Source organism: Actinomyces lilanjuaniae, assembly GCF_003606385.1.
GTDB classification, from domain to species: domain Bacteria; phylum Actinomycetota; class Actinomycetes; order Actinomycetales; family Actinomycetaceae; genus Actinomyces; species Actinomyces lilanjuaniae.
On the sequence record NZ_CP032514.1, the window covers coordinates 2,316,748 to 2,337,212 of the forward strand.

Genomic DNA, 20,465 nt, shown 5'->3' on the forward strand with positions numbered 1-20,465 from the left:
AGGTCAGACTACGTGCATGCGAGGCATCATCCTGGCCGGAGGCTCCGGTACACGACTCAACCCGATCACCCTGGGCACCTCCAAGCAGCTGGTTCCGGTCTACGACAAGCCGATGATCTACTACCCGCTGAGCACCCTCATGCTTGCGGGCATCCAGGACGTGCTTGTCATCACAACACCTCACGACGCCCCCGGTTTCCACCGCCTGCTGGGTGACGGCTCACAACTAGGCGTCAGCCTCTCCTACACGGTGCAGGAGGTTCCCAACGGGCTGGCACAGGCCTTCGTCCTGGGAGCAGAGTTCATCGGCGAGGACAGCGCCGCACTGGTCCTGGGTGACAACATCTTCTACGGCCCAGGCATGGGGACCCAGCTGCGTCGCCACACCAGCCCGGAGGGCGGGGTCGTCTACGCCTACCAGGTAGCCGACCCCTCCGCCTATGGCGTCGTGGAGTTCGACCAGGACCTCAGAGCACTGTCCATCGAGGAGAAGCCACCGCACCCGAAGTCGGACTACGCCGTGCCCGGACTGTACTTCTACGACAACGACGTGGTGGAGATCGCACGCAGCCTCAGGCCCTCGGCACGCGGAGAGTACGAGATCACCGACATCAACCGCACCTACCTCGAGGCCGGTCGTCTCAGCGTCGAGGTCCTGCCACGGGGCACAGCGTGGCTGGACACCGGGACCTTTGACTCCCTGGCAGACGCCACGGCCTTCGTACGCACTGTCGAGGCGCGCCAGGGAATGAAGGTCGGCGCCCCTGAGGAGGTCGCCTGGCGCATGGGCTTTATCGATGACGAGGGGCTGCGCCAACGTGCTGAGCCGCTGGTGAAGTCCGGCTACGGGCAGTACCTGCTGGACCTGCTGGAGCGTGAGCGTCGCGGCTAGGCGCAGAGGCCGCGACGGCTACGCCAGCACCGGAGCGCACCTGCGGCAGATATACGGCAGGCACTCATGCGGCAGGTACTCAGACCTGCACACCACAAAGCCAGAAAAGCCAGAGCAGGCCTACCCAGGCCTACAGGGACCGGACGTAGTCCTCCAGGCGCTGCATCGAGTCGGCGGGGACAAAGCCTGTTGACTCGATCTTGGTCAGGTCCAGTACGGACACGAGGGGGCGAGGTGCCACGTCCTGGTCCGCGAAGTACTCCTCCGTGGTCACCGGGGTGACCTCCTGGGCGCTGTGCCCGGTCAGCTCGTAGACCCTCCTGGCCACGTCAGCCCAGGAGACCACCGCCCCCTCGCCAGAGAGGTTGTAGGTCCCGTAGGGTGCCCCCGTCTCCAGGAGGTGGATGATGCCCGCCGCCAGGTCGGTGGTGAAGGTCAGGCGTCCTACCTGGTCGGCCACGACCTTAGGCTGCACCCCCTGGGCGGCCAGCCGGGCCATCGTGCGCACGAAGTTGCCACCCTCACCCACCACCCAGGAGGTACGCACCAGGTAGTGGCGCGTGGTGGCAGCCACGGCAGCGTCACCGCCGGCCTTGGACTGCCCGTAGACGCCCAGGGGGCTGGCAGGCTCGTCCTCTGCGTGGACCTGGGCCGTCCCGTCAAAGACGTACTCGCTGGAGACGTGCACCAGTACCAGCCCGTGAGCGGTGGCGGCCCTGGCCAGGTTGGCCGGACCGGTGGCGTTGGCCCTCCAGGACTGCCTACGCCCCTCAGAGGTCTCGGCGCCGTCCACGTTCGTCCACGCCGCAGCATTGACGACGACGTCGTAGTCACCCCACGGGAAGCCCTCCAGGGCAGAGGCGTCAGAGATGTCCACCTCGGGAAGGTCCACGCCCGTGGCCTCGTACCCGGCCTCAGGCAGCTGACGCATGAGCTCACGACCGAGCTGGCCGTGCGCACCGGTCACCAGGACCCGACGACCCTGCCTGCTCCCGCCGTGAGGACCGGAGACGTGCGGCTCGTCCCCGGGTGCCGTGGCACCGTCGCTGTGCGCACCACGGGTGAGGGGAGCGGCTCCTGGCAGCGACGCCCCCGGCGCCGGAAAGGGAGACACCTCCTCCAGCGGCGGGTGCGAGCGGTCCTTGTCCGACAGCACCGCCTTCTCCAAGGGGATCGGCCAGGGAACGGCCACCGAGCTGTCGGCAAGGTTGAGGAAGGTGTAGCGGGCGTCGGGCAGCCAGTGGTCGTTGACCAGGTAGGTGTAGGCGGTGGCAGGCTCCAGGGTCTGGTAGGCGTTGCCGACGCCGCGAGGCACGTAGACCGCCACGGAGGGATCGATCTCACAGGTGTAGAGCGTCCCAAAGGTCGGCCCCTCACGCAGGTCCACCCAGGCCCCGAAGACGCGTCCTGAGGCCACCGAGACGTACTTGTCCCACGGCTCCGCGTGGATACCCCGGGTCACCCCCACTTCGTGGTTGAAGGAGATGTTGTTCTGCACCGGGCCAAAGTCCGGCAGCCCCAGGGCAAGCATCTTCTCACGCTGCCAGTTCTCCTTGAACCAGCCTCTGTTGTCCCCGTGCACAGGCAGGTCTATCCGCAGGAAACCAGGAATCGGTGTGGTCTCGACCCGCAGGGGCCTGGAGGTCTCAGAAGTCATGGGCTCACCTATCTGGAGAAGTCGCAGTCCGGAGGAGTCAGGATACGCAGGAGAAGTATGTCGTAGAGCGGCCCCGTGCCGTCGGGTCGACGTCCCGGGGACGCCCGGGCCGTCCCCGCACTACCGAGGCACCGGGGTCAGCCCCAGTACTCGATGTGGGGGTCCGTAGCCGTCAGCGGGTACCAGCCCTCCACAGCCGCCCTCTCCTCCGGGAGGATCTGGGGACGGCGGGTCGAGGACTCGCGGTGGACCATTCTCACACTGTTGACGCACACGACGCTGCCGCCCCGGGCCACCATGCGCAGGCACAGGTCGATGTCGTTGAAGTTCAGCGGTAGCCTCTCGTCCATGCCGCCCACGGCCTCAAAGTCCTCGCGGCGGCACATGAGGCAGGCGCCGGTCACCGCCAGGTACTCCACGTCCGCCTGGGCCATGGGATGGGAGGTCCTGTCCTCTTCGAAGACCCGAGGATGCATCGGCAGCTCCCCGGGGGGACACACCACTCCAAGGTGCTGGATCCTGCCGTCTCCCAGCAGCAGGCGGGCGCCGACCACGGCGGTGCCCGGACGTTCCAGGACCCCCAGCATCTGGTCCAGCCAGCCGCCGTGGCACGGCTCGACGTCGTCGTTGAGCAGAAGGAGGACATCCCCGCGCGAGGCAGCAGCACCAGCGTTGACAGCCGCGGAGAAGCTGAAGGGTCCCCGGGTGGTCACGACCCGCAGCGTCCCCGGCCACAGGCTCCGGCAGCGTTCCACCGACCGGGAGTCGGCCTGGTCATCCACGACCAGGACCACCTCGCAGCGCTGGGGGCCGACAGTGACCAGGACCCCCGTCAACAGGCACTCCACGAGTGTGCGTACGGTACCGTCCTCCAGCTCGCGACGGGAAAAGGCGGTCGGGACGATGACAGAGACCAGGCTGGCCTCCGTTGTGCGGGCACGTACCTGCGGCATACCTGTCGGACCCGCGCTGGCCACCTCGGCGCTCCTGCCTGTGCGGGCGAGGTGGGCCTGGACGCTAGTGACCCGGTCTGCCAGGCCCCCGGCACGCACCGGGGTGGCCTGGTTGACCGCCACGACCGGGCAGTGGTCGGCACCAGCCGCCGCGTCAACCAGACGCAGCTGCATGTCCCACTCACTGAGCGGCTCCTGAAGGGCGGTGGACACCACCTGGGCCAGCACCGGGGCCTCCACCAGCATGAGGCGCCCAGTGTAGGGGAACTGCTCGAACAGGGTCGGGGACCAGCGCTGGCAACGACGGATCTGGCCGTCCTCGATCCGGTCGGCGGTCACCAGGCGGACCCGGCGCGCCCGGGCGAACTCCTCCAGAGCGCGCAGCGCGCCCGGCTCAAGCGTGTCACCAGCACGCAGCAGCAGGGCGTAGTCGGTCTCTACCTGGTCCGCACGCTCCCACCACGACCCCACGAGCAGGCGGTCCCCGTCGGAGGCGACCTGACGAAAGCTCTCCACGGTCGCCCCGGTGGGGCCTTCCGGCTTCTCCCGCCTTGCGTCCCAGACACCGTCGGCGACAATGACGGTGACACCACCCATGACCTCAGCCTCTCAACCGACGTAGAAGCGCCGCAGCGCGCCTTCTCAGGCCGCCCAGGGGCAGCCTCCTCAGCGTCCGCGGGGCGGCGATCGCCCGCACGGCGCTGACTGCGGCGGGCTGACGGGCCTCCAGGCGGGCGCGCGCCTGAGTCAGGCGCTCCTCGTTCTCCTGGATACGGGCAGCCTGGTCCTCAATGATCCCGGCGCGCACCACGGCCGCAGCCTGGAGGGAGACCACCTGGGCACGCAGCTCGTCGCACCGCCTCTCCAGCGCCTCCAGCGCCCTGGCGGGAGGGGCGGCCTCTGTCACACCGTCAGCACCGTCACCGCTCAGCACGCTGTCCGCCTCCTCCACGGCGCCCGGGGAGTCCTGCAGGCCGAGGGGACGCCGGGCGGGCACGTCCACGTCGCTGTCGCTCATGGTCCCAGCATAGGGCCACAGGCAGAGGAGGAGCCCGGCACAGACACCCGGAGAGGCGCTCAGAGGTGCCCCAGGAGCGTGGACCAGCAGGCGGGTACAGGTACCGGTAGCATCGGCCTCATGCGGATCGTCCAGGTTTCTGCCCACTATCCCCCGAACTTCGTCTCCGGGGGCACGCTCGTGCCGCAGAGGATAGCGCGCCTGACGTCCGCGCAGGGCCACGACTCCTACGTCTACGCCGGCTACCTGGACGACCAGCGCCGCCCCCTGGAGACCTGGACCGAGACCGACGAGGCCGGGGTGGCGGTGACCTGGCTGGTCACGACTCCGTGGACGGGCTGGGACGACCCGTTCAACTACGACAACCCCGGCGCGGCTCAGGCCTTCGCCCGGTGGCTGGAGGGGGTCCGGCCTGACGTGGTGCACGTCCACTCCCTGCAGACTCTCGGGGTCGGGCTCGTGGAGGCCGCCAGGGCGTCGGGCGCCCGGGTCGTGCTGACTATGCACGACTTCTGGTGGTTCTGCTCCCGGCAGTTCCTAGTCGATCACCAAATGCACCCCTGCTCCCTGGTCGTGGAGTGCGGCTCCTGCGACTGCGACTCCCACCCGCGCCTGCGGGGACGGCGCGAGCGGCTTCGCCGAGCCCTGGAGGCTGTGGACCTCGTCCTGGCGCCCTCCCGCTCGGCGGCACGGGTACTGGTTGCCAACGGTGTTGACCCGGACAGGGTACGAGTCAACGAGAACGGCCTTCCTGACGCCCAGCTGGAGCGCCTCGGCCCCGAGCCCCGGCCACGAGTCGGTACGGGACCGCTGAGGGTCATGTACGCGGGCGGGGACCAGGAGATGAAGGGTGTCGACGTCCTGACCCGTAGCGCCAGGCTGGTCGGCGAGCACAGCGGGCTGCTCCTGGACGCCTACGGGGTCGAGAGGGCACGACCTGGCCTGCCCTCCTGGTTCCGCCCCCGCCCGTCCTTCAGCCCCGACAGCCTCCTGGAGGTCCTGGAGGACCACGACCTGCTGGTCCTACCCTCCGTCATGCGCGAGTCCCACTCCATCCTCACTCGCGAGGCGCTGGCCGCCGGCCTGGGCGTGGTGTGCACCGACACCCTCGGACCGGAGGAGGCTGTGACCGAGGGTGTCAATGGCCACGTCGTCCCTGCTGGGGACGCCCAGGCGCTGGCAGAGGTGCTGCACCGCCTCGCCCAGGACCCACAGCGGGCACGGAGACTGACCGGTCAGGGCTCTGCCTCGCCGATCCGCTCCGTCACCCAGCAGGGAGCCGAGCTGCTCAGTACCTACGAGGAGCTGTGCGACGACGCCTTCGGCTCCCCCGGCGTGGTCTGCGCGCCACAGGAGCACCGCGACATCGCGCGGGCGCAGGCACAGCTGCTGCGACGGGTGCTCTTCGTCGTCGGTATCGACGGCGCGCCGCTGCGCTACCGCGCTTATCTTCCCGCCGAGGCCTTGCGGATGCGAGGCCACGAGGTCGAGGTGCGCCACTACCGCGACCCGCGCCTTCGCACGGAGGTCCTCCAGGCGGACGCCATCGTGCTGTACCGGGTGCCGGCAACCACCCAGGTGCTGGACCTCATCGCCGCGGTCAAGGAGCGTCCGGCAGCGGTCCCGGTCCTCTACGACGTCGACGACCTCATCTTCGACCCCTCCCTGCGCGGTCAGCTCGAGGGCCTGGAGGGCCTGTCCGCCCGGGAGGAGCGGCTGTGGTGGCACGGCGTCGAGCGCTACCGCACCACCCTGGAGGCATGTGACGGGTTTATCGGCTCAACCGAGGTGCTGTGCCAGGAGGCGACCCGCCTGGCCCACCTCCCCGCCTACCGTTACGCCAACGGGGTGGGAGCCCTCCTGGCCCGGGCCTCGGACAGAGTGGTCCGGGAGGACGACATGGCAGCACGGGGAGCCCGCACTCCTCCGGCGCGCGTCGTGTCGGCTCGCGCCACGAGGGGGATACCCGGGGCCACAGGCGCGCAGGCTGCCGGTACCGCCGAGCAGGACAGGAGCGGTACGGGCAGCGGGGACAACGCAGGCCGTGGGAGCAGCGAGACCACTGTCTCTATCGGGTACTTCTCCGGAACAACGACGCATGACGCGGACTGGGCGGCGGTAGAGCCCGCCGTGGTCGCTGTCATGAGGCGCCACCCACATGTGCGGCTTGTCCTGGGCGGCCACCTCCGCCCGACAGAGGCCCTGTCGCCACTGGCCGAGCGAGTCTCCACGGTCCCCTTCACCTCCTGGCTGGAGCTGCCACGGGTGCTACGAGACACCGATATCTGCCTGGCGCCCCTGACTGGGGACTCAGTGTTCAACGAGGCCAAGTCAGCCATCAAGTGGCTGGAGGCCGCGCTGGTGGGTCGTCCGGTCGTCGCAGCTGCCACAGGTCCCTTCCAGGAGGTGGTCGACCACGGCCGCACCGGGATGCTGGCCACGACCACCGAGCAGTGGGAGGAGGCCCTAGAGGATCTGGTCGGCTCCCAGGCCCTGCGCTCCCGGATGGGGGCGATGGCCCGGCGGGAGGCCCTGCTGGAGCTGTCACCGTTGACCCAGGGCCGCGCCTACGAGAAGATCCTGGTCCAGGCCGCGCTGCGCCTGCGCCTGGAGGGCCGTCGGCAGCCCTCCTCCTGGGTCCCTGTGGCAGATGACGAGCCTTTCGCCGCAGCCCCCATCGCCCTGGACCCTTACGGTGAGGACCAGCCCCCGCAGCCGTGCCCACCCCGGCTGCTGCCGCCCGTGCCAGCCGGCTCCTGTGGCAGGCCAGGGCCGTGGCCCGCACGGAGGGGGCTGGCACCGTGGTGAGACTCGCTGCCACACACGTAGCCAGGCGCACCGCCCGGGCCTGGCCCGCTACCTGCGCAGCTAGCACCTGCTGCGGGCACCCCCGGACAGCACTGGCACCCACCCAGTTGACCGCCTGTCGAGGCAGGGAGGCGTCGTCGATGTAGTCGGGAGCGGCTGCCGACGGGCCGGGAACATAAACGGACCGGGAACATAAGTGGTCGCGGCGCCTCACGATGGATGTCACACCGTTACGGCAGGATGGTTGTGTGACGCTTCATCCTGTCCCTGCTCCTGCCCCCCCGGTCCCCGAGGACCCCGCTCGTGCGCTCGCCCTCCTCCTTGGGGAGGGCGTGACATGGGGTGACTCCTCGCAGTGGCTGCCAGCGCTGCCCGAGGGCAGCGTCGACCTGTTCTTCACCTCCCCGCCCTATGCCGACCAACGGCCTACAGCCGTGTGCACCCGGACCGCTACGTCGAGTGGTTCCTGCCCTTCGCCCGATCGATGTACAAGGCCACGAGCGAGACGGGCTCGCTCGTCATCAACATCAAGAACCGCGTCGCCAAGGACGGGCCGCTCAAGGGGCAGCGTCACCCCTACGTGTTCCAGCTCGTCCTGGCCCTCCAGAACATGGGCTGGCGGTGGATCGAGGAATACATCTGGTCCAAGCCCAACGCGATCCCTGGCAGGTTCGGCCCCCGCACAAAGGACGCCTTCGAGCACGTGTTCCACTTCGCACGCGGTCCCAGGCCCTACTTCGACCTCGACGCGGTCCGTGTGCCCTACAAGACGACACCTGAGGAGATCAGGCGGCGCATGCAGGACACCCGTGGTCGTCGCTCCACCGAGGCAGGGTTCGGCCGCAACCGAGTGACGACCTATGCCCACGGCGGAGCCGATCCCGGTAACGTCATCCCGGTGAGTCAGACCTACAACCAGCACAGGGGCGTCACTCACACGGCCCCCATGCCCGAGGGCCTGGCCGAGTTCTTCGTCAAGGTCATGACGCCTGGCAACGGCGTCGTCATCGACCCCTTCGCCGGCAGCGGCACGACGGCAGTCGTCGCCCGGCGCCTGGGGCGTCAGGCCGGAGGGCTGGAGCTGCACGAGCAGTACGCGCTGGCCGCCCGCGAGCGTATTGCCGCTGATGCGACGCTCCTCGACCCGGTACAGGCAGGCTAGAGCATGGCAACCGTCGAGGAGACCGTCAACGCGATCATCAGCACCGGTTCATGGGACGAACGTGTGGCGCAGATGCGTCTGGTCGCCCAGCGGCACGGCACAGCCGAGCACACCAGGATCTACGCCGAGGTAGCCAACCAGGTCTACGTTCCTCATCTCGCACCGGACTTCGCCTACGTCCACTCCATGGACTTCTACGAGCTGTCCACCTTCCAAGCCAGCTACCGCGCGACCCTAGAAGCCACGCAGGGCTTTACTGACATGAGTCAGGAGACGGTGACGCGCGCACTCCTTGACCAGCCCCGCTCGCTGCTGACCTTCCGCACAGTTCTGGGACTGCTCACCAAGGAACTGGCAAGCGCGACAACGCTCGTCAGCTCCTCGTCGTCACCCAGGAGAGTCTCGCCCGGTGTCATTGAGGGGATGGAGCGTCACGGTACCAGGCCGTCGGAGGACACTGCCATGACGCTGGCCCTGACGATTGTCAAGGCTATGGACGGCACGCTGTTCGGGGACCCGCCCGACGGCCTGCGGACCAAGCAGGACAAGTTCGACACCCGCGACGGCTGGGCCACCGCAGCAGCGCTGGCCCGCGACGGCGGCACCGCACGCGACAAGGCGCACCGCTTTGAGCGTCTACGCGCTGAGTCCGTCCGTCTCGGCGGAGTCCCCCTGCTGGGTGTGCTTGCCGGACTGGGGTGGGCGCGCGTCAACGACACCCTGGGGCCAGTTATCCGGGACACCGACGGGCGGGTCTTCACCCTGTCAAACCTCACGCAGATGCTGACCGTCTCCCCCTTCCCACAACTGATCGGCGCAGCACCTGCCTAGGACGTCTGCCTAGGTCTGCCCTGGCACCCGGACTCAGCGCCGCACGCCAGGCCTAGGGGCGCGGCCCGCCCCGTCCCCGCAGCCCGTCCACCAGCCCGTGGGCCAGCGCCGAGGCCCGCTGCCGACGACGGTCAGCCAGGGCCGCGTTAAAGGCCGTGTACTTGGCGAGCCAGACGGTGTAGCCGACCCTCCACGCCACCGGGAGCAGGCCCGAGCGCAGCAGGCGCACCGTGTTGCGCACCAGGTAGTAGCTGCGCACAGGGGCGTGGACGTGCACCGGCTGACGACGCCCGGGCAGCCGGACCACCTCGTCACCCAGGCGGTGCGTCATCGGCGTACCGGTCGCTACCACCAGCCGGTAGCCCGCGCGCCGCGCCCTCAGGCCCCACTCCAGGTCGACGTGGTCGATGAAGAGGTCCTCCCTCATGGGGCCGACGCGGTCCAGCGCCTCCATCGACACCAGGCACCCGGAGGCGATGAGGAAGGCGACCGTCAGATAGGGCTGCGCCAGCTCCTCGGGCGTGGCCCGGCGCGGCCCCCAGCGGCGCGCCACGTAGACGAGCTGGTCGCGACCCTGGCGGTCCTCCCCTACCAGAGGTCCGGCTGCTGCGACCCCGCAGCTGTCACTACCGGGGTCGTCCCGCTGGTCGGCTCTGAAGGCCGCCAACAGCTGGTCGACCATCCCGGGTGAGGGAACGGAGTCGTGGTCCGACAGCAGGACCCAGTGTGCCCCCAGCTCACGGGCCCGCTTGATGCCAAGGTTCTGGGCGGCAGCGATCCCGAGGTTGCCGCCCATCTCCGCCAGGTGCGCACCGGTGCGCGCGCACGCCTCCCGCAGCGGCTGGAGCTCCTCGGGAGAGGAGCCGTTGTCCACGACGACGACCCACTGGCACTGGGCGGACAGGGCCGTAACCAGGTCGGCGCAGGAGGGTGCCGGGTGGTAGGTGACGACCACGGCGGCCACCTGGTTGGCCGCAGTCTCGCCGGTTGAACGCCCCCCGGTCATCGCCTCAGCCTTGACAGGCGCCACTGCACCTTAGCTGCCACCCCGCGCGCTCCCGAGGTCCTCAGGGTGCGGGAGACGGCACGCAGGTCCCGGCGCAGGGCCGTCAGCAGGGACACCTGCCCCGCAGGCCGGTAGGCGGCGACACGCTCGTGGTCGGCCGCCCTGTAGGGCTGGGCGCAGTACCTGATGAGAGGTTGCAGCGTACGCTGCCACGTGAGCTCCCGCGCCGTCCCCCTGACCGCCTCCCGTGCCGAGCGCGCTGCGGTGTCGTCGCTCAGGAGAGTGATGATGCTGCTGGCCAGGGCGTCCGTGTCACCCACGGGGACACTCGCCCCCAGGCCGTCGCGCTCCACCAGGGTGGCGAAGGAGTCCCCTGCCGAGCACACGATTGGCAGGCCTGCCCACAGGTAGTCCAGGATCCTGGTCCTGAAGGAGAAGGCGGTCTCAATGTGGTCAAAGTGGGTGGACACCCCGACATCAGCGTCCATGAGGTAGTTGACCCGGTCCTCGTAGGCCACCCAGTCCTCGTGGAAGAACACCGTGGTCCCCGTCAGTCCGAGCCTGTCCGCCTCCTGACGGGTACGCACGGCCATGTCCATCTCCGGGACGTCCGGGTTAGGGTGGCGCATACCCAGGAAGAAGAGCCTCACGTCCGGTACCTGGCGTCGCACCACGTCGATGGCTCTGACCACGGACAGCGGGTCGAACCAGTTGTAGACGCCTCCGCCCCAGATGACAACCGGGTCCTCAGCCCCGATCCCGGGCACGGTCCCCTTGACGGGGTGGCGGGTCTGGACCGCCTCGTCGTCGGAGGTGCCGAAGGCGACGACGTCAATGAGGCTGCGCAGCGAGGGATCGGCGTCGTAAGTGAGCGGATTGACTCGCCCTGAGCCTGCCAGGTGCCCCAGCCACAGGTCGCGCTGCTTCTCGGAGGCGCAGATGAAGAAGTCCCCCCGCAGAACCTGGGCGTCCAGCTCAAGCAGCGCCCGGGACAGGGCGGCGTCACGCTGGTCCAGCGGCTGGTACCTCTCCGCCTCCAGGGACTCCAGGTGGAAGGGGTCGTACAGGTCGATGACGATCTTCTGGGGGACCTCGTGGAGCCAGGGGAAGGTCGCCGCGATGTAGCCCTGGATCACCACGACGTCAGCACCCTCGACCTCACGCCTGAAGCCGTCGACGTCGGTGCGCGCGGCCTGGAAACCCGCGCCCTGGCGCTGGCAGGCGGCAAAGGTCAGCAGACGCACCCGGTGGCCCTGAGCAGCCAGGTGGGAGGAGATCTCCCAGGCCCGGATCGCCGGGCCGGCCATCTTCTCCCCGAGAGTGTCCAGGGTCGCCACCACGATCCGCTGGGAGATCCGCTGAGAGGACTTCTGGGACCGCTCGCCGGACCTGTCGGCTCCCGGCGTCTCCTCACAGCCCATCCTTACCTCCTGTCCCCGTGCCCAGAGCCGAGACCACCTCGACCGCCGTACGCGTCTGCCCGCTCATCCTCCACCGGCCCGCCATGGATACCGGCCCACCGGAGTCCCGGGGGTCGCTGGTGCCCACCTGCAGCCAGGCGATCTCCCGGACGAAGTCGAACACCTCCTCCGGTCCCGCCCCGAGCACACCGCCGTGAACCGCGTAGAGGCCCTCCTGGAGCGGCAGGTGGGGGATGACGAGGTCAACGCTGCCCCGCCCCTCCAGGTAGTCAGGGCTGAAGCCCTGGTCGCGGGAGAAGCTGGCCCACAGGTAGCTGCCCTGTGCGCTGTCCATCGTGAGCCCCAGGCTGGGGCGCTCGACCCGCCTGGTGGCGTGGTAGTGCAGGCGCAGCACGACCTGGTCCCCCGATACCAGGCCCTCCTCGCCCACCGGGCCTTGAGGGCCGATGACCTCCACACGCTCCACGACGACCTCACCTGTGCCCCAGCGGACCCGGCCGTTGTCGTCAGTACGGATATTGGTGCGCTCCGCGTCCGCGTACTGCTCCAGGACGACCCGGGCCGGGCCCACAGCCTTGAGGCGACCGTGGTCGAGGTAGGCCGCCTGGTCCGCCATGGAGCGCAGCTGGGGCAGGGAGTGGGAGACCACGACGACGGTACGGCCCTCATCGCGCAGGTCGGCGAACTTCTGAGCGCACTTCTCCTGGAAGGAGGTGTCGCCCACGGCGAGGATCTCGTCCACCAGGAGGATCTCCGGCTCCGTGTGGATGGCCACCGAGAAGCCCAGGCGCACGTACATACCTGAGGAGTAGTTCTTCACCGGTTGGTCGATAAAGGCCTCAACCCCGGAGAAGTCCACGATCTGGTCCAGCTTGGCATCGATCTCGCTGCGGGACATGCCCAGGATCGAGCCGTTGAGGTAGATGTTCTCCCGGCCGGAGAGCTCGGGGTGGAACCCGGAGCCGACCTCCAGCATCGCCGCCATCCGGCCTCGGCGGCGGATGGTCCCGGAGTCGGGAACCAGGATCCTGGCGATGCACTTGAGCAGGGTGGACTTGCCCGACCCGTTGTCACCTACCAGGGCAAAGGTGGACCCCTGGGGAATCTCCAGGCTCACCTCCTCCAGCGCCTGGAAGTCCTGGTAGGAGGAGGAACCGCGTCGCATGAGCGCGGACTTCAGCGTGTTGTTGCGCTCCCGGTAGACCCGGAACCTCTTGGACACTGCCTCCACGCTGACCGCGGCAGAGCCGACCGTCGCAGACATCTCAGAGCACCTCCGCCAGACGGGACTGGTGGCGGTCGAACACCCACCACCCGACAAGGAACACCCCCAGGGACAGGGCCAGCACGACCAGGCTGGTGGACAGCGCGGGAAGCCGGTTGTCGTACAGCAGGTTCCTGAAGGCCAGGATGAAGTGGTAGAAGGGATTGAGCCGGTAGACGTCAAACACTGTCATCCCCAGGAAGGACCCGACGCCGCCGGAGACCTCCTGGACCATCGTGGCCGGGTAGATGATCGGGTTGGCGTAGAACCAGATCTGGAAGACGATACCCATGAGGTACTGCGTGTCGCGGAAGTGCACGTTGGCCACGGACAGCATCATCGCCACCCCCGTCGAGAACAGCGTGAGCAGGACCATGAGCACCATGGCGGGCAGGACGTAGAGGTAGGGGGCACCGCCCAGCAGGATGACAGCCACCACCAGGACCACCATCTCGATCGACCACGAGTAGAGCCACGCCAGGGAGTTGGAGACCAGCAGTGCCGAGCGGGGGAAGTAGACCTTCTTGATGAGGTTCTCGTTGCCGACCAGTGCCGCCATGCCGCCGTTGACCACGTTGGAGAAGAAGGACCACGGCAGCAGCCCGCACATGAGCCACAGGGCGAAGTAGTCCAGGCCTGAGGGGTCACCCGGCGCGGGCTGGACGCGGATGACGATGCTGAAGACGAGGGAGTACACCACCATCAGCGCCAGCGGGTTGGCCAGCGACCACAGCTGCCCCAGGGCGGTCCTCTTGTACTTCCCTTTTACCTCACGCATCGTGAGGTTGTACAGGAGCTCTCGCGACTCCCGCAGGTCACTGATAATCGGCAAGGCACGTCCTTTGCTCAGGCTACGCAGTGGGCACGGTCCAGGCACCGTGGCAGGAGGGCTGACAGGACAGCGGCCCGGCTGGTGCGCCCCCACCATCATAGGCAGACCCGCAGGCGCACCCGTACAGGAGGTGGGGCACATCCCACCTGCGCCCGGTCCGTACCCCTGGCCGGGGGCAGCAGCGCCAACCTGCCCGGCTGCCCTACACTGTGGCAGCGACGACCGGGGAGCGCTGCCCGGAACGCGGCTGCCAGAGCCGACGCCCGGCTCAGAGGGCAGACGCCCGTGCCCATATGCTCCCCGGGCCTGCTGTACCACGGCCCTCGCGCCCCGGCGTCCGCCCCGTCTACCGAACACAGGACACCATGAAGCTCTTTGTCCAGATCCCCTGCCTCAACGAGGAGAACACCCTCGGCATGGTGCTCGACACCATACCGAGGCAGATCGACGGCGTCGACCAGGTCGAGGTCCTCGTCATCGACGACGGCTCCACCGACGGCACCGTGGAGGTAGCCCGCGCCCACGGCGTGCACCACCTGGTCCGCCACACCCGCAACATGGGACTGGCCCGCTCCTTCAGGGACGGTGTCGACTACGCCCTCGCTCATGGAGCCGACGTCGTTGTCAACACCGACGGCGACAACCAGTACAAGCAGGAGTACATCGGCGACCTGGTGGCGCCCGTGGTCAGCGGCCAGGCCGACATCGCCATCGCCGACCGCCAGACCGCCCGGATCGCCCACTTCTCCTGGTTCAAGAAGCGTATGCAGCGCGTGGGCTCCCAGGTCGTCAACTACGCCGCCGGCACCACCCTGCCCGACGCCGCCTCGGGGTTCCGCGCCTACTCCAAGAGCGCCCTCATCAGGCTCAACGTGGTCACGCAGTTCTCCTACTGCATGGAGACCATCATCCAGGCAGGCAACAAGCGCCTGCGCATCGCCAGCGTGCCTATCACCACCAACCCCAAGACGCGCGAGTCACGCCTGTTCACTAACATCTTCCAGCACATGGCCAAGTCGGGCTCAGCCATCGCGCGCTCCTACCTCATGTTCAAGCCGCACGCGGTCCTAGGATGGCTGGCAGCCGTGCTGGGGGTCCTGGGGCTCGTCCCCTTCATCCGCTTCCTCGTGCTGTGGCTCGTGGGGCAGGCGGGAGGGCACGTCCAGTCCCTCATCTTCGGCGTCACCATGCTCGTCGCCTCCCTGCTCAGCGTCGCGCTCCTGGTCATCGCCGACCTGCAACGCACCAACCGCATCCTGGTCGAGGAGGCGCTGGAACGCCTGAAGAACCTGGAGTACGGGCGGCCTGACACCGCGGATTCCGGCCATGCCACCACCGGCGCCACTGCTGCTGCCACGACCGCTGCCACCACCCCGGGCCGCACAGGGCAGACCTCTGCCAGCGCGAGCAGCAGCGGTGCAGCCAGCACAGGCGGTACGAGTAGCCCAGGCAGCACAGGCGGTGCGGCCCCGCCACGAGCGGCGCCCAGCTCCCGGTGGGACGCTGATGCCTGCCGCCACAGGCGCGCCCGGGTGCGCACAGCCTGCGCGGCCTGCCGCACAGCCTGAGGGCACCGCCACGGCCCCCACCAGGACAGCCTCCCCAGGACCCGGGTCCTGGGGTTCGGCACCTACGACGCCAGGGCGCACCCCCGGGTCGCCGTGCTCCTGGAGGGCCTGCGGGGCAACGGGCTCACGGTGCGCGAGCTGGACCGGCCCCTCGGCCTGGCAACGGCGCAGCGGGTCGCTATCCTCCAACAGCCCTGGCGGCTTCCCGTCCTTGCCGGGAGGCTGGCCGCCCGCTGGTCGGCCCTGGCACTGGGCAGCCGCCGCTTCCGGGGTGCTCATGCTCCCGACGTGCTGCTCGTGGGCTACATGGGACACTTCGACGTCCTGCTGGCCAGGGCGCTGTTCCCACGTACCACCATCGTCCTGGACCACCTGGTCTTCGCCTCGGGTACGGCCCGGGACCGGGGCGAGGCCGGCACCAGGGTACGGTTGCTTAAGGTCCTGGACACCCTGGCCACCAGGACGGCCGACGTCGTGGTGGTGGACACTCGCGAGCACGCGGCCCGCCTGGAGCCAGGTGCGCGCGCCCGCGCCGTCGTCGTCCCCGTGGGTGCCCCCAGACAGTGGCACGACTCCGGTCAGCGAGAGCTGGAGAACCAGCTCGCCCGGGAACGGGACCGAGACCACGCGGCCGGTCCCGGCAGCCCCCCGGCCGCCGCACCGGCCCGTGCGCTGTCCGTCGTCTTCTACGGGATGTTCACCCCGCTTCAGGGCACGCCCACGATCGCACGCGCGCTGCGGATCCTGGCCGACCGCGCAGACAACGTACGCGCCACGCTCATCGGAACAGGACAGGACCGCTGCGAGTGCGAGCGCGTCCTACGCGGGGTGGACACGGTGGAGTGGCACGACTGGGTGGAGCCTGCCCGCCTGCCCGACCTCGTCGCGCGCCACGACGTGTGCCTGGGAATTATGGGGACCACGAGCAAGGCTCTCGACGTCGTCCCCAACAAGGTGTACCAGGGGATAGCTGCCGGGTGCGCGGTCGTCACCTCGGACACTCCTCCCCAGCGACGGGCGCTGGGGCAGGCGGCCGTGCTCGTTCCTCCCGGCAGTGCTGAGGCCCTCGCCCAGGCCCTGGAGACGCTGGCCAGCAGCCCCCAGGCCCTGGAGCAGGCCAGGTGCCGGGCCGCCGCTGCCGCCCAGACCTTTACCCCTGTACGAGTCGTCCGGCCCCTGGCGCACATGCTTCCCGTCCCCGGTGGCACCCGTCGGCGGGAGGCCTCGTGAGGGCGGTGCTACAGCTCCTGCGCTCCCCGTGGCTGCGCACGGTCTTCCTCCTGAGCGCCCTGTCCCTGGCCCTCTACGCCGTCGCCTCCCAGTGGGCGCAGGTGCGCGCCGCCATGTCAGGCATGAGCCCGTGGCTCCTGGGCGGTGCGCTGGCCGCCGCCCTGGCCTACGTGGTCCTGACCTGGCTGGCGTGGCGGTCGCTGCTGTCCGACATGGGGACCTCCTTACCCCGCGGGCCGGCCTTCCGCGTGTTCTTCGTCTCCCAGCTGGGCAAGTACCTGCCCGGAGGAGTGTGGAACATCCTGGCTGCTGCCGAGCTAGGGGCGGACCACCAGGTGCCCCGACGCAGGTCCGTCTCGGTCATGGCTGTCAGCGTCGCCATGTCAACCGTGACGGGGCTGGCTCTGGCGGTGGGGACCATGCCCTTCGCCCCGCGGCAGGTCGCTGCCACCTACTCCTGGAGCCTCGCCATGCTCCCGGCCCTGCTGCTCCTGCTGGCGCCGCCCCTCCTCAACCGCCTGCTGGGCACCGCGCTGCGCCTGGCTGGGCGGCCCCCGCTGGAGGGGGCGGTTAGCTGGACCGGGGTGCTGGCCTGCGCCGCCTGGAGCCTCCTGGCTTGGACGGCCGCCGGGCTGCAGGTGTTCCTCCTGGCCGTGGGCACCGGGATGGAGGCCAGCACCTCCACGCTCGTGCTGTGCGTTGGGGGGTACGCCCTGGCCTGGAGCGTGGGATTCCTCGTGGTCCTTGTCCCCGCCGGGGCCGGGGTACGTGAGGCGGTGCTTGCCCTGGTGCTGGCCGGATCCCTGTCCAGCGGCGGCACCGTGGTAGTCGTGCTGCTGTCACGCGTGGTGCTGACCGTCGCCGACCTGGCCCTGGGAGGCCTCGGCCTGCTTGCGGCGCGCACGCACCGGAACCACCGAGGCCACGGCGCGGGCTCGCCGTAGGAGGCCCGGCAGGCACGCCACAAGCACCACCGCCCAGGAGAACCCGGTGACCAGCAGCCCCGCGACCAGCCACGGGGCGGTGTAGTCCAGGCGAATCGTGTGGTTGCCCGCCTGAGGGACGTAGACCGCCACGGCGGCGTTGTCCGCCTCCACCAGCTCGACCTGCCTGCCGTCCAGGGTCGCCTGCCATCCTCCGTCGCGCAAGGGGTCGGCGATGACGACCCACCCCGGGCCGTCGGAGTCCACGGCCAGCTCCACGGTGTCGGTGCCGAGGTCCTTCTCCGTGACGGTGGCCGAGGTCCCCTCCGTCATGGCCTGGACGTCAGAGGCGTCCTCCAGCACGACGGTGTCCTCGGCCAGCTCCCCCTCCTCCAGGACTGCCAGCCGCTCCTGCTCGTCCTCGACAACCGTCTGGGTCGAGGCCCAGCGCACCCGGTCCAGGGCGCTCAGCCGCTCCAGGACGATAGCGTCCCCGGCGTGGACGAGGCGCAGGTCGTCGTCGAGAGGGCGGTAGGGGTCCAGCGCCAGGGTACCGTCAGCCCGTGTCCCCAGGTCCAGGCTGCCCTCGGTCTGGGTCAGTGCCACCTCTGCGTGCCAGGACTGGTTGTCAGGAATGTCCTCCCCGGCTACGGCGACGTACCCGTCAAGACCCGGTGCCCCGTCAATGTCCGAGGTGGAGGTGGCCAGCACGCTGCCGTCGTCGTCGCTGAGGATCCTGACCGTCAGCAGCCCGTCGTCCGTCTCCAGCGACTCGTAGGAGGAGGCGGTGACGACGATCCCACGCACGGCTCCGGCGAAGGACCCTGAGGCCAGGACCATCCCGTCGGCGCGCAGCGTGGTCGCCTCCGTCGCAGCCGCTCCCTCCTCCCGCTGACCAGGGAAGTACTCCGACATCGGGGCCACGACGTATCTGGCTGCGTAGCGGTCAAGGACCCCGCTGTCAGCGCCGTCGAGCAACGAGCCCACGGGCAGCATGGAGTAGGTGGAAGTCTGGAAGAAGCCGTCCTCGACCTGGGACATGGTCTCACGCCACTGCGGGGAGACAAAGGCGTGCCCGCTCAGCGCGCGCTGGCGGTAGAGGGTCGAGGTCCCCGGCATCATCGCGGTGTACACCGACACGTAGCGGTTACCGTCGAGCCTGTCCTCCAGGAGCTCGTGGGTCGGGGTCCTGGCGTAGAAGGTGTCGGAGTCGCTCAGCGGCCACCAGCGCCGGGCCGTGTCCACCGAGGTGAGGGTCGTCAGGACCAGGGCCACGACAACGGCAAGCACCGCCGTCGAGCGCCGGGGCAGCACCCAGGCCAGTCCCGCCGCCGCCGTGCAGACCCCCATGAGCACCAGCGTGGTCCCGATGAGCCGCCACGAGGTCTGCGCGTCCTGCGGGTCCCGGTAGCGTATGGCCAGGACCACCATGACCCCCACCAGCCCGGCTGCCACCACCAGCGCGCCCCCGGCCACCACCCGTGACCGGACGGGCCGGGCGACCCCCCACAGCCTGCCCAGCTGTGCCCTCAGGCCCTCGGCCTCGTAGACCGCCGCCAGACCGCACGCGGCCAGGACAGCTACCAGGAACCCAAGGACCGAGCGCATGCGTCCGATAGGGCTGCTTCCCACGCCCGGCACCTCCTGGAGCAGCCGCAGCAGCGGACCGCCCAGGTAGACGGCGACCAGGAGCACAACAAGCGCGGCGATAAGGAAGGGCAGCACGCCCCGGGGAGGTCGCCGCCGGGAGGTGACGAGCAGGGCCAGTGAGACCAGGACCAGGGCGGCAGCACCGATGTAGGAGAACCCCTCTACCGGGTGGGCGATCCACCGGCCGGTATCGGCAGCGGGGTCGCCCAGCAGCGAGGGGACCAGTGCGGAGGCCAGGCTCTGCAGCGGCAGGGGCTGGGTGTTCTCGGCCGTGCGCGACTCGAAGTTGATGTAGTGGAGGCTCTGCCACACGAAGGGCAGCAGCTGGACAGCTGCCAGGCCGGCGCCCAGGAGGACGCCTGCGGCGGACCTCAGCAGGCTGGCCGCCACCTGGGTCGGCCGCAGCCCGTGAGCCAGCGCTCGCACCAGAAGGTAGCCCGCCGCCGTCAGCAGCGAGTAGACCACGATGGCGGGGAATCCCCCTAGCAGCATGGAGGCGATGACGAGTGCCCCGGGCAGCACGTCGCGCCACCTGCGTTCCACGGCAAGCCTGTCCGTGGCCCAGAACAGCAGCGGGATCATCGCGGCGACCCTGGTCTGGGGCCAGTTGGTCCAGGCCACCATGAAGCCGCTGGTGGCGTAGACCAGGGTGGCCAGGGGCACCGTGAGCCGAGGCAGGCCCCAGCGCCGCCGCAGGAGGCCGTTCATCCCCAGGGCTGCCGCCGCTACCTCCATGATCTTGACGCCCGCAGTGGCAGCGGTCGGCGGCAGGACCCACCAGGGCAGGGACAGCGGGGACAGCAGCCCCGAGTTGGGCAGCGCCGCCAGCGTCGTCCCGCCGTTGGTGTAGGGGTCCCACAGGGGTACGTCCCCGGAGCGGACCGACTCCACAATGAGGACCGCCATCGGGGTGGCAGAGTCGATCGTGTCCCAGCTGAGACGGTTGGTGACCTCGTTGCCGTCGGCTACGGCCCAGGGGTCCATGACGCTCAGCAGGTCGGTCGCGAGGAAGACGCGCGAGGGCAGGAGCCCAGGGACGACGACCAGCGCCAGGAAGACCAGCACCCCCAGCCAGCCCAGCCTGGCCAGGGCGGTGTCCACCGCGTCAGCACCCAGACGGTGGGGCCAGGTCCGCAGCCGGGACGGAAGGGAGCGTGCCCGGTGCACCAGGCGTGCGGGAAGCACAGGAAGCATCGAGAAGGGTCTCCTGGGAGCTCAGAGGTGCCAGGCACCGTGCACCCGGCACGATG

General features: G+C 69.5%; 15 protein-coding genes. 7 read left to right on the forward strand and 8 right to left on the reverse strand.

Features of this window, described 5'->3' with window-relative positions:
* Positions 1 to 16: 16 nt before the first annotated feature.
* On the forward strand, positions 17 to 892 hold the full coding sequence (gene rfbA, locus D5R93_RS09935; RefSeq protein WP_120205004.1) for a glucose-1-phosphate thymidylyltransferase RfbA: 876 nt from the start codon (positions 17 to 19) through the stop codon (positions 890 to 892).
* Between the two features lie 130 nt (positions 893 to 1,022).
* On the opposite strand, the gene D5R93_RS09940 is transcribed toward rfbA, so the two are convergent.
* From D5R93_RS09940 to D5R93_RS09950, 3 genes are all read right to left on the reverse strand, one after another.
* The gene (locus tag D5R93_RS09940; RefSeq protein ID WP_119836593.1) at positions 1,023 to 2,549 is read right to left on the reverse strand and encodes a sugar nucleotide-binding protein; all 1,527 of its coding nucleotides are present in this window, start codon (positions 2,547 to 2,549) and stop codon (positions 1,023 to 1,025) included.
* 137 nt (positions 2,550 to 2,686) lie between these two features.
* Positions 2,687 to 4,099: a glycosyltransferase family 2 protein gene (locus D5R93_RS09945; protein ID WP_120205007.1), complete on the reverse strand. Its 1,413-nt coding sequence runs from the start codon at positions 4,097 to 4,099 to the stop codon at positions 2,687 to 2,689.
* Between the two features lie 4 nt (positions 4,100 to 4,103).
* Entirely contained in the window at positions 4,104 to 4,520 is a 417-nt protein-coding gene (locus tag D5R93_RS09950; protein WP_120205009.1) for a hypothetical protein, read from the reverse strand.
* Between the two features lie 120 nt (positions 4,521 to 4,640).
* On the opposite strand from D5R93_RS09950, the gene D5R93_RS09955 reads away from it, so the two are divergent.
* From D5R93_RS09955 to D5R93_RS09965, 3 genes are all read left to right on the forward strand, one after another.
* The gene (locus D5R93_RS09955) at positions 4,641 to 7,328 is read left to right on the forward strand and encodes a glycosyltransferase (protein WP_162933916.1); all 2,688 of its coding nucleotides are present in this window, start codon (positions 4,641 to 4,643) and stop codon (positions 7,326 to 7,328) included.
* Between the two features lie 436 nt (positions 7,329 to 7,764).
* On the forward strand, positions 7,765 to 8,490 hold the full coding sequence (locus D5R93_RS09960) for a DNA-methyltransferase (protein ID WP_205570039.1): 726 nt from the start codon (positions 7,765 to 7,767) through the stop codon (positions 8,488 to 8,490).
* A gap of 3 nt (positions 8,491 to 8,493) precedes the next feature.
* Positions 8,494 to 9,321, forward strand: coding sequence for a hypothetical protein (locus D5R93_RS09965; RefSeq protein WP_120205014.1), 828 nt, complete (start codon positions 8,494 to 8,496; stop codon positions 9,319 to 9,321).
* A gap of 52 nt (positions 9,322 to 9,373) precedes the next feature.
* Here D5R93_RS09965 and D5R93_RS09970 read toward each other — a convergent pair whose 3' ends face one another.
* Genes D5R93_RS09970 through D5R93_RS09985 form a run of 4 tightly spaced genes read right to left on the reverse strand, consistent with a single transcriptional unit; the run spans position 9,374 to position 13,844 of the window.
* Positions 9,374 to 10,327, reverse strand: coding sequence for a glycosyltransferase family 2 protein (locus tag D5R93_RS09970; RefSeq protein WP_119836687.1), 954 nt, complete (start codon positions 10,325 to 10,327; stop codon positions 9,374 to 9,376).
* Positions 10,324 to 11,748, reverse strand: coding sequence for a glycosyltransferase (locus D5R93_RS09975; RefSeq protein ID WP_119836599.1), 1,425 nt, complete (start codon positions 11,746 to 11,748; stop codon positions 10,324 to 10,326). Before D5R93_RS09975 ends, D5R93_RS09970 begins: the two co-directional genes overlap by 4 nt.
* Complete coding sequence (locus tag D5R93_RS09980; RefSeq protein WP_119836600.1) at positions 11,738 to 13,012, reverse strand: ABC transporter ATP-binding protein; 1,275 nt, start codon at positions 13,010 to 13,012, stop codon at positions 11,738 to 11,740. Before D5R93_RS09980 ends, D5R93_RS09975 begins: the two co-directional genes overlap by 11 nt.
* A gap of 1 nt (position 13,013) precedes the next feature.
* Positions 13,014 to 13,844, reverse strand: a complete 831-nt coding sequence (locus D5R93_RS09985; RefSeq protein WP_119836601.1) for an ABC transporter permease — start codon at positions 13,842 to 13,844, stop codon at positions 13,014 to 13,016.
* A gap of 365 nt (positions 13,845 to 14,209) precedes the next feature.
* Here D5R93_RS09985 and D5R93_RS09990 point away from each other — a divergent pair, with 365 nt between their 5' ends.
* The 3 genes from D5R93_RS09990 to D5R93_RS10000 all read left to right on the forward strand — a co-directional run bounded on the left by D5R93_RS09990 (position 14,210) and on the right by D5R93_RS10000 (position 17,586).
* The gene (locus tag D5R93_RS09990; protein ID WP_120205017.1) at positions 14,210 to 15,412 is read left to right on the forward strand and encodes a glycosyltransferase family 2 protein; all 1,203 of its coding nucleotides are present in this window, start codon (positions 14,210 to 14,212) and stop codon (positions 15,410 to 15,412) included.
* A 93-nt stretch (positions 15,413 to 15,505) separates the two neighbouring features.
* Complete coding sequence (locus tag D5R93_RS09995) at positions 15,506 to 16,642, forward strand: glycosyltransferase family 4 protein (RefSeq protein ID WP_205570040.1); 1,137 nt, start codon at positions 15,506 to 15,508, stop codon at positions 16,640 to 16,642.
* The gene (locus tag D5R93_RS10000; protein ID WP_119836604.1) at positions 16,639 to 17,586 is read left to right on the forward strand and encodes a lysylphosphatidylglycerol synthase domain-containing protein; all 948 of its coding nucleotides are present in this window, start codon (positions 16,639 to 16,641) and stop codon (positions 17,584 to 17,586) included. Before D5R93_RS09995 ends, D5R93_RS10000 begins: the two co-directional genes overlap by 4 nt.
* Here D5R93_RS10000 and D5R93_RS10005 read toward each other — a convergent pair.
* The gene (locus D5R93_RS10005) at positions 17,482 to 20,409 is read right to left on the reverse strand and encodes a YfhO family protein (protein ID WP_120205021.1); all 2,928 of its coding nucleotides are present in this window, start codon (positions 20,407 to 20,409) and stop codon (positions 17,482 to 17,484) included. The two genes, D5R93_RS10000 and D5R93_RS10005, sit on opposite strands and share 105 nt — an antisense overlap.
* Between the last annotated feature and the right edge of the window lie 56 nt (positions 20,410 to 20,465).

Excerpts from the sequence above, each read along its gene's own strand:
- D5R93_RS09955 (WP_162933916.1), top strand. The coding sequence starts at position 4,641 with ATGCGGATCGTCCAGGTTTCTGCCCACTATCCCCCGAACTTCGTCTCC.
- D5R93_RS09970 (WP_119836687.1), bottom strand. The coding sequence starts at position 10,327 with ATGACCGGGGGGCGTTCAACCGGCGAGACTGCGGCCAACCAGGTGGCC.
- D5R93_RS09940 (WP_119836593.1), bottom strand. The coding sequence starts at position 2,549 with ATGACTTCTGAGACCTCCAGGCCCCTGCGGGTCGAGACCACACCGATT.
- D5R93_RS09975 (WP_119836599.1), bottom strand. The coding sequence starts at position 11,748 with ATGGGCTGTGAGGAGACGCCGGGAGCCGACAGGTCCGGCGAGCGGTCC.
- rfbA (WP_120205004.1), top strand. The coding sequence starts at position 17 with ATGCGAGGCATCATCCTGGCCGGAGGCTCCGGTACACGACTCAACCCG.
- D5R93_RS09950 (WP_120205009.1), bottom strand. The coding sequence starts at position 4,520 with ATGAGCGACAGCGACGTGGACGTGCCCGCCCGGCGTCCCCTCGGCCTG.
- D5R93_RS10005 (WP_120205021.1), bottom strand. The coding sequence starts at position 20,409 with ATGCTTCCTGTGCTTCCCGCACGCCTGGTGCACCGGGCACGCTCCCTT.
- D5R93_RS09945 (WP_120205007.1), bottom strand. The coding sequence starts at position 4,099 with ATGGGTGGTGTCACCGTCATTGTCGCCGACGGTGTCTGGGACGCAAGG.
- D5R93_RS09990 (WP_120205017.1), top strand. The coding sequence starts at position 14,210 with ATGAAGCTCTTTGTCCAGATCCCCTGCCTCAACGAGGAGAACACCCTC.
- D5R93_RS09980 (WP_119836600.1), bottom strand. The coding sequence starts at position 13,012 with ATGTCTGCGACGGTCGGCTCTGCCGCGGTCAGCGTGGAGGCAGTGTCC.
- D5R93_RS09965 (WP_120205014.1), top strand. The coding sequence starts at position 8,494 with ATGGCAACCGTCGAGGAGACCGTCAACGCGATCATCAGCACCGGTTCA.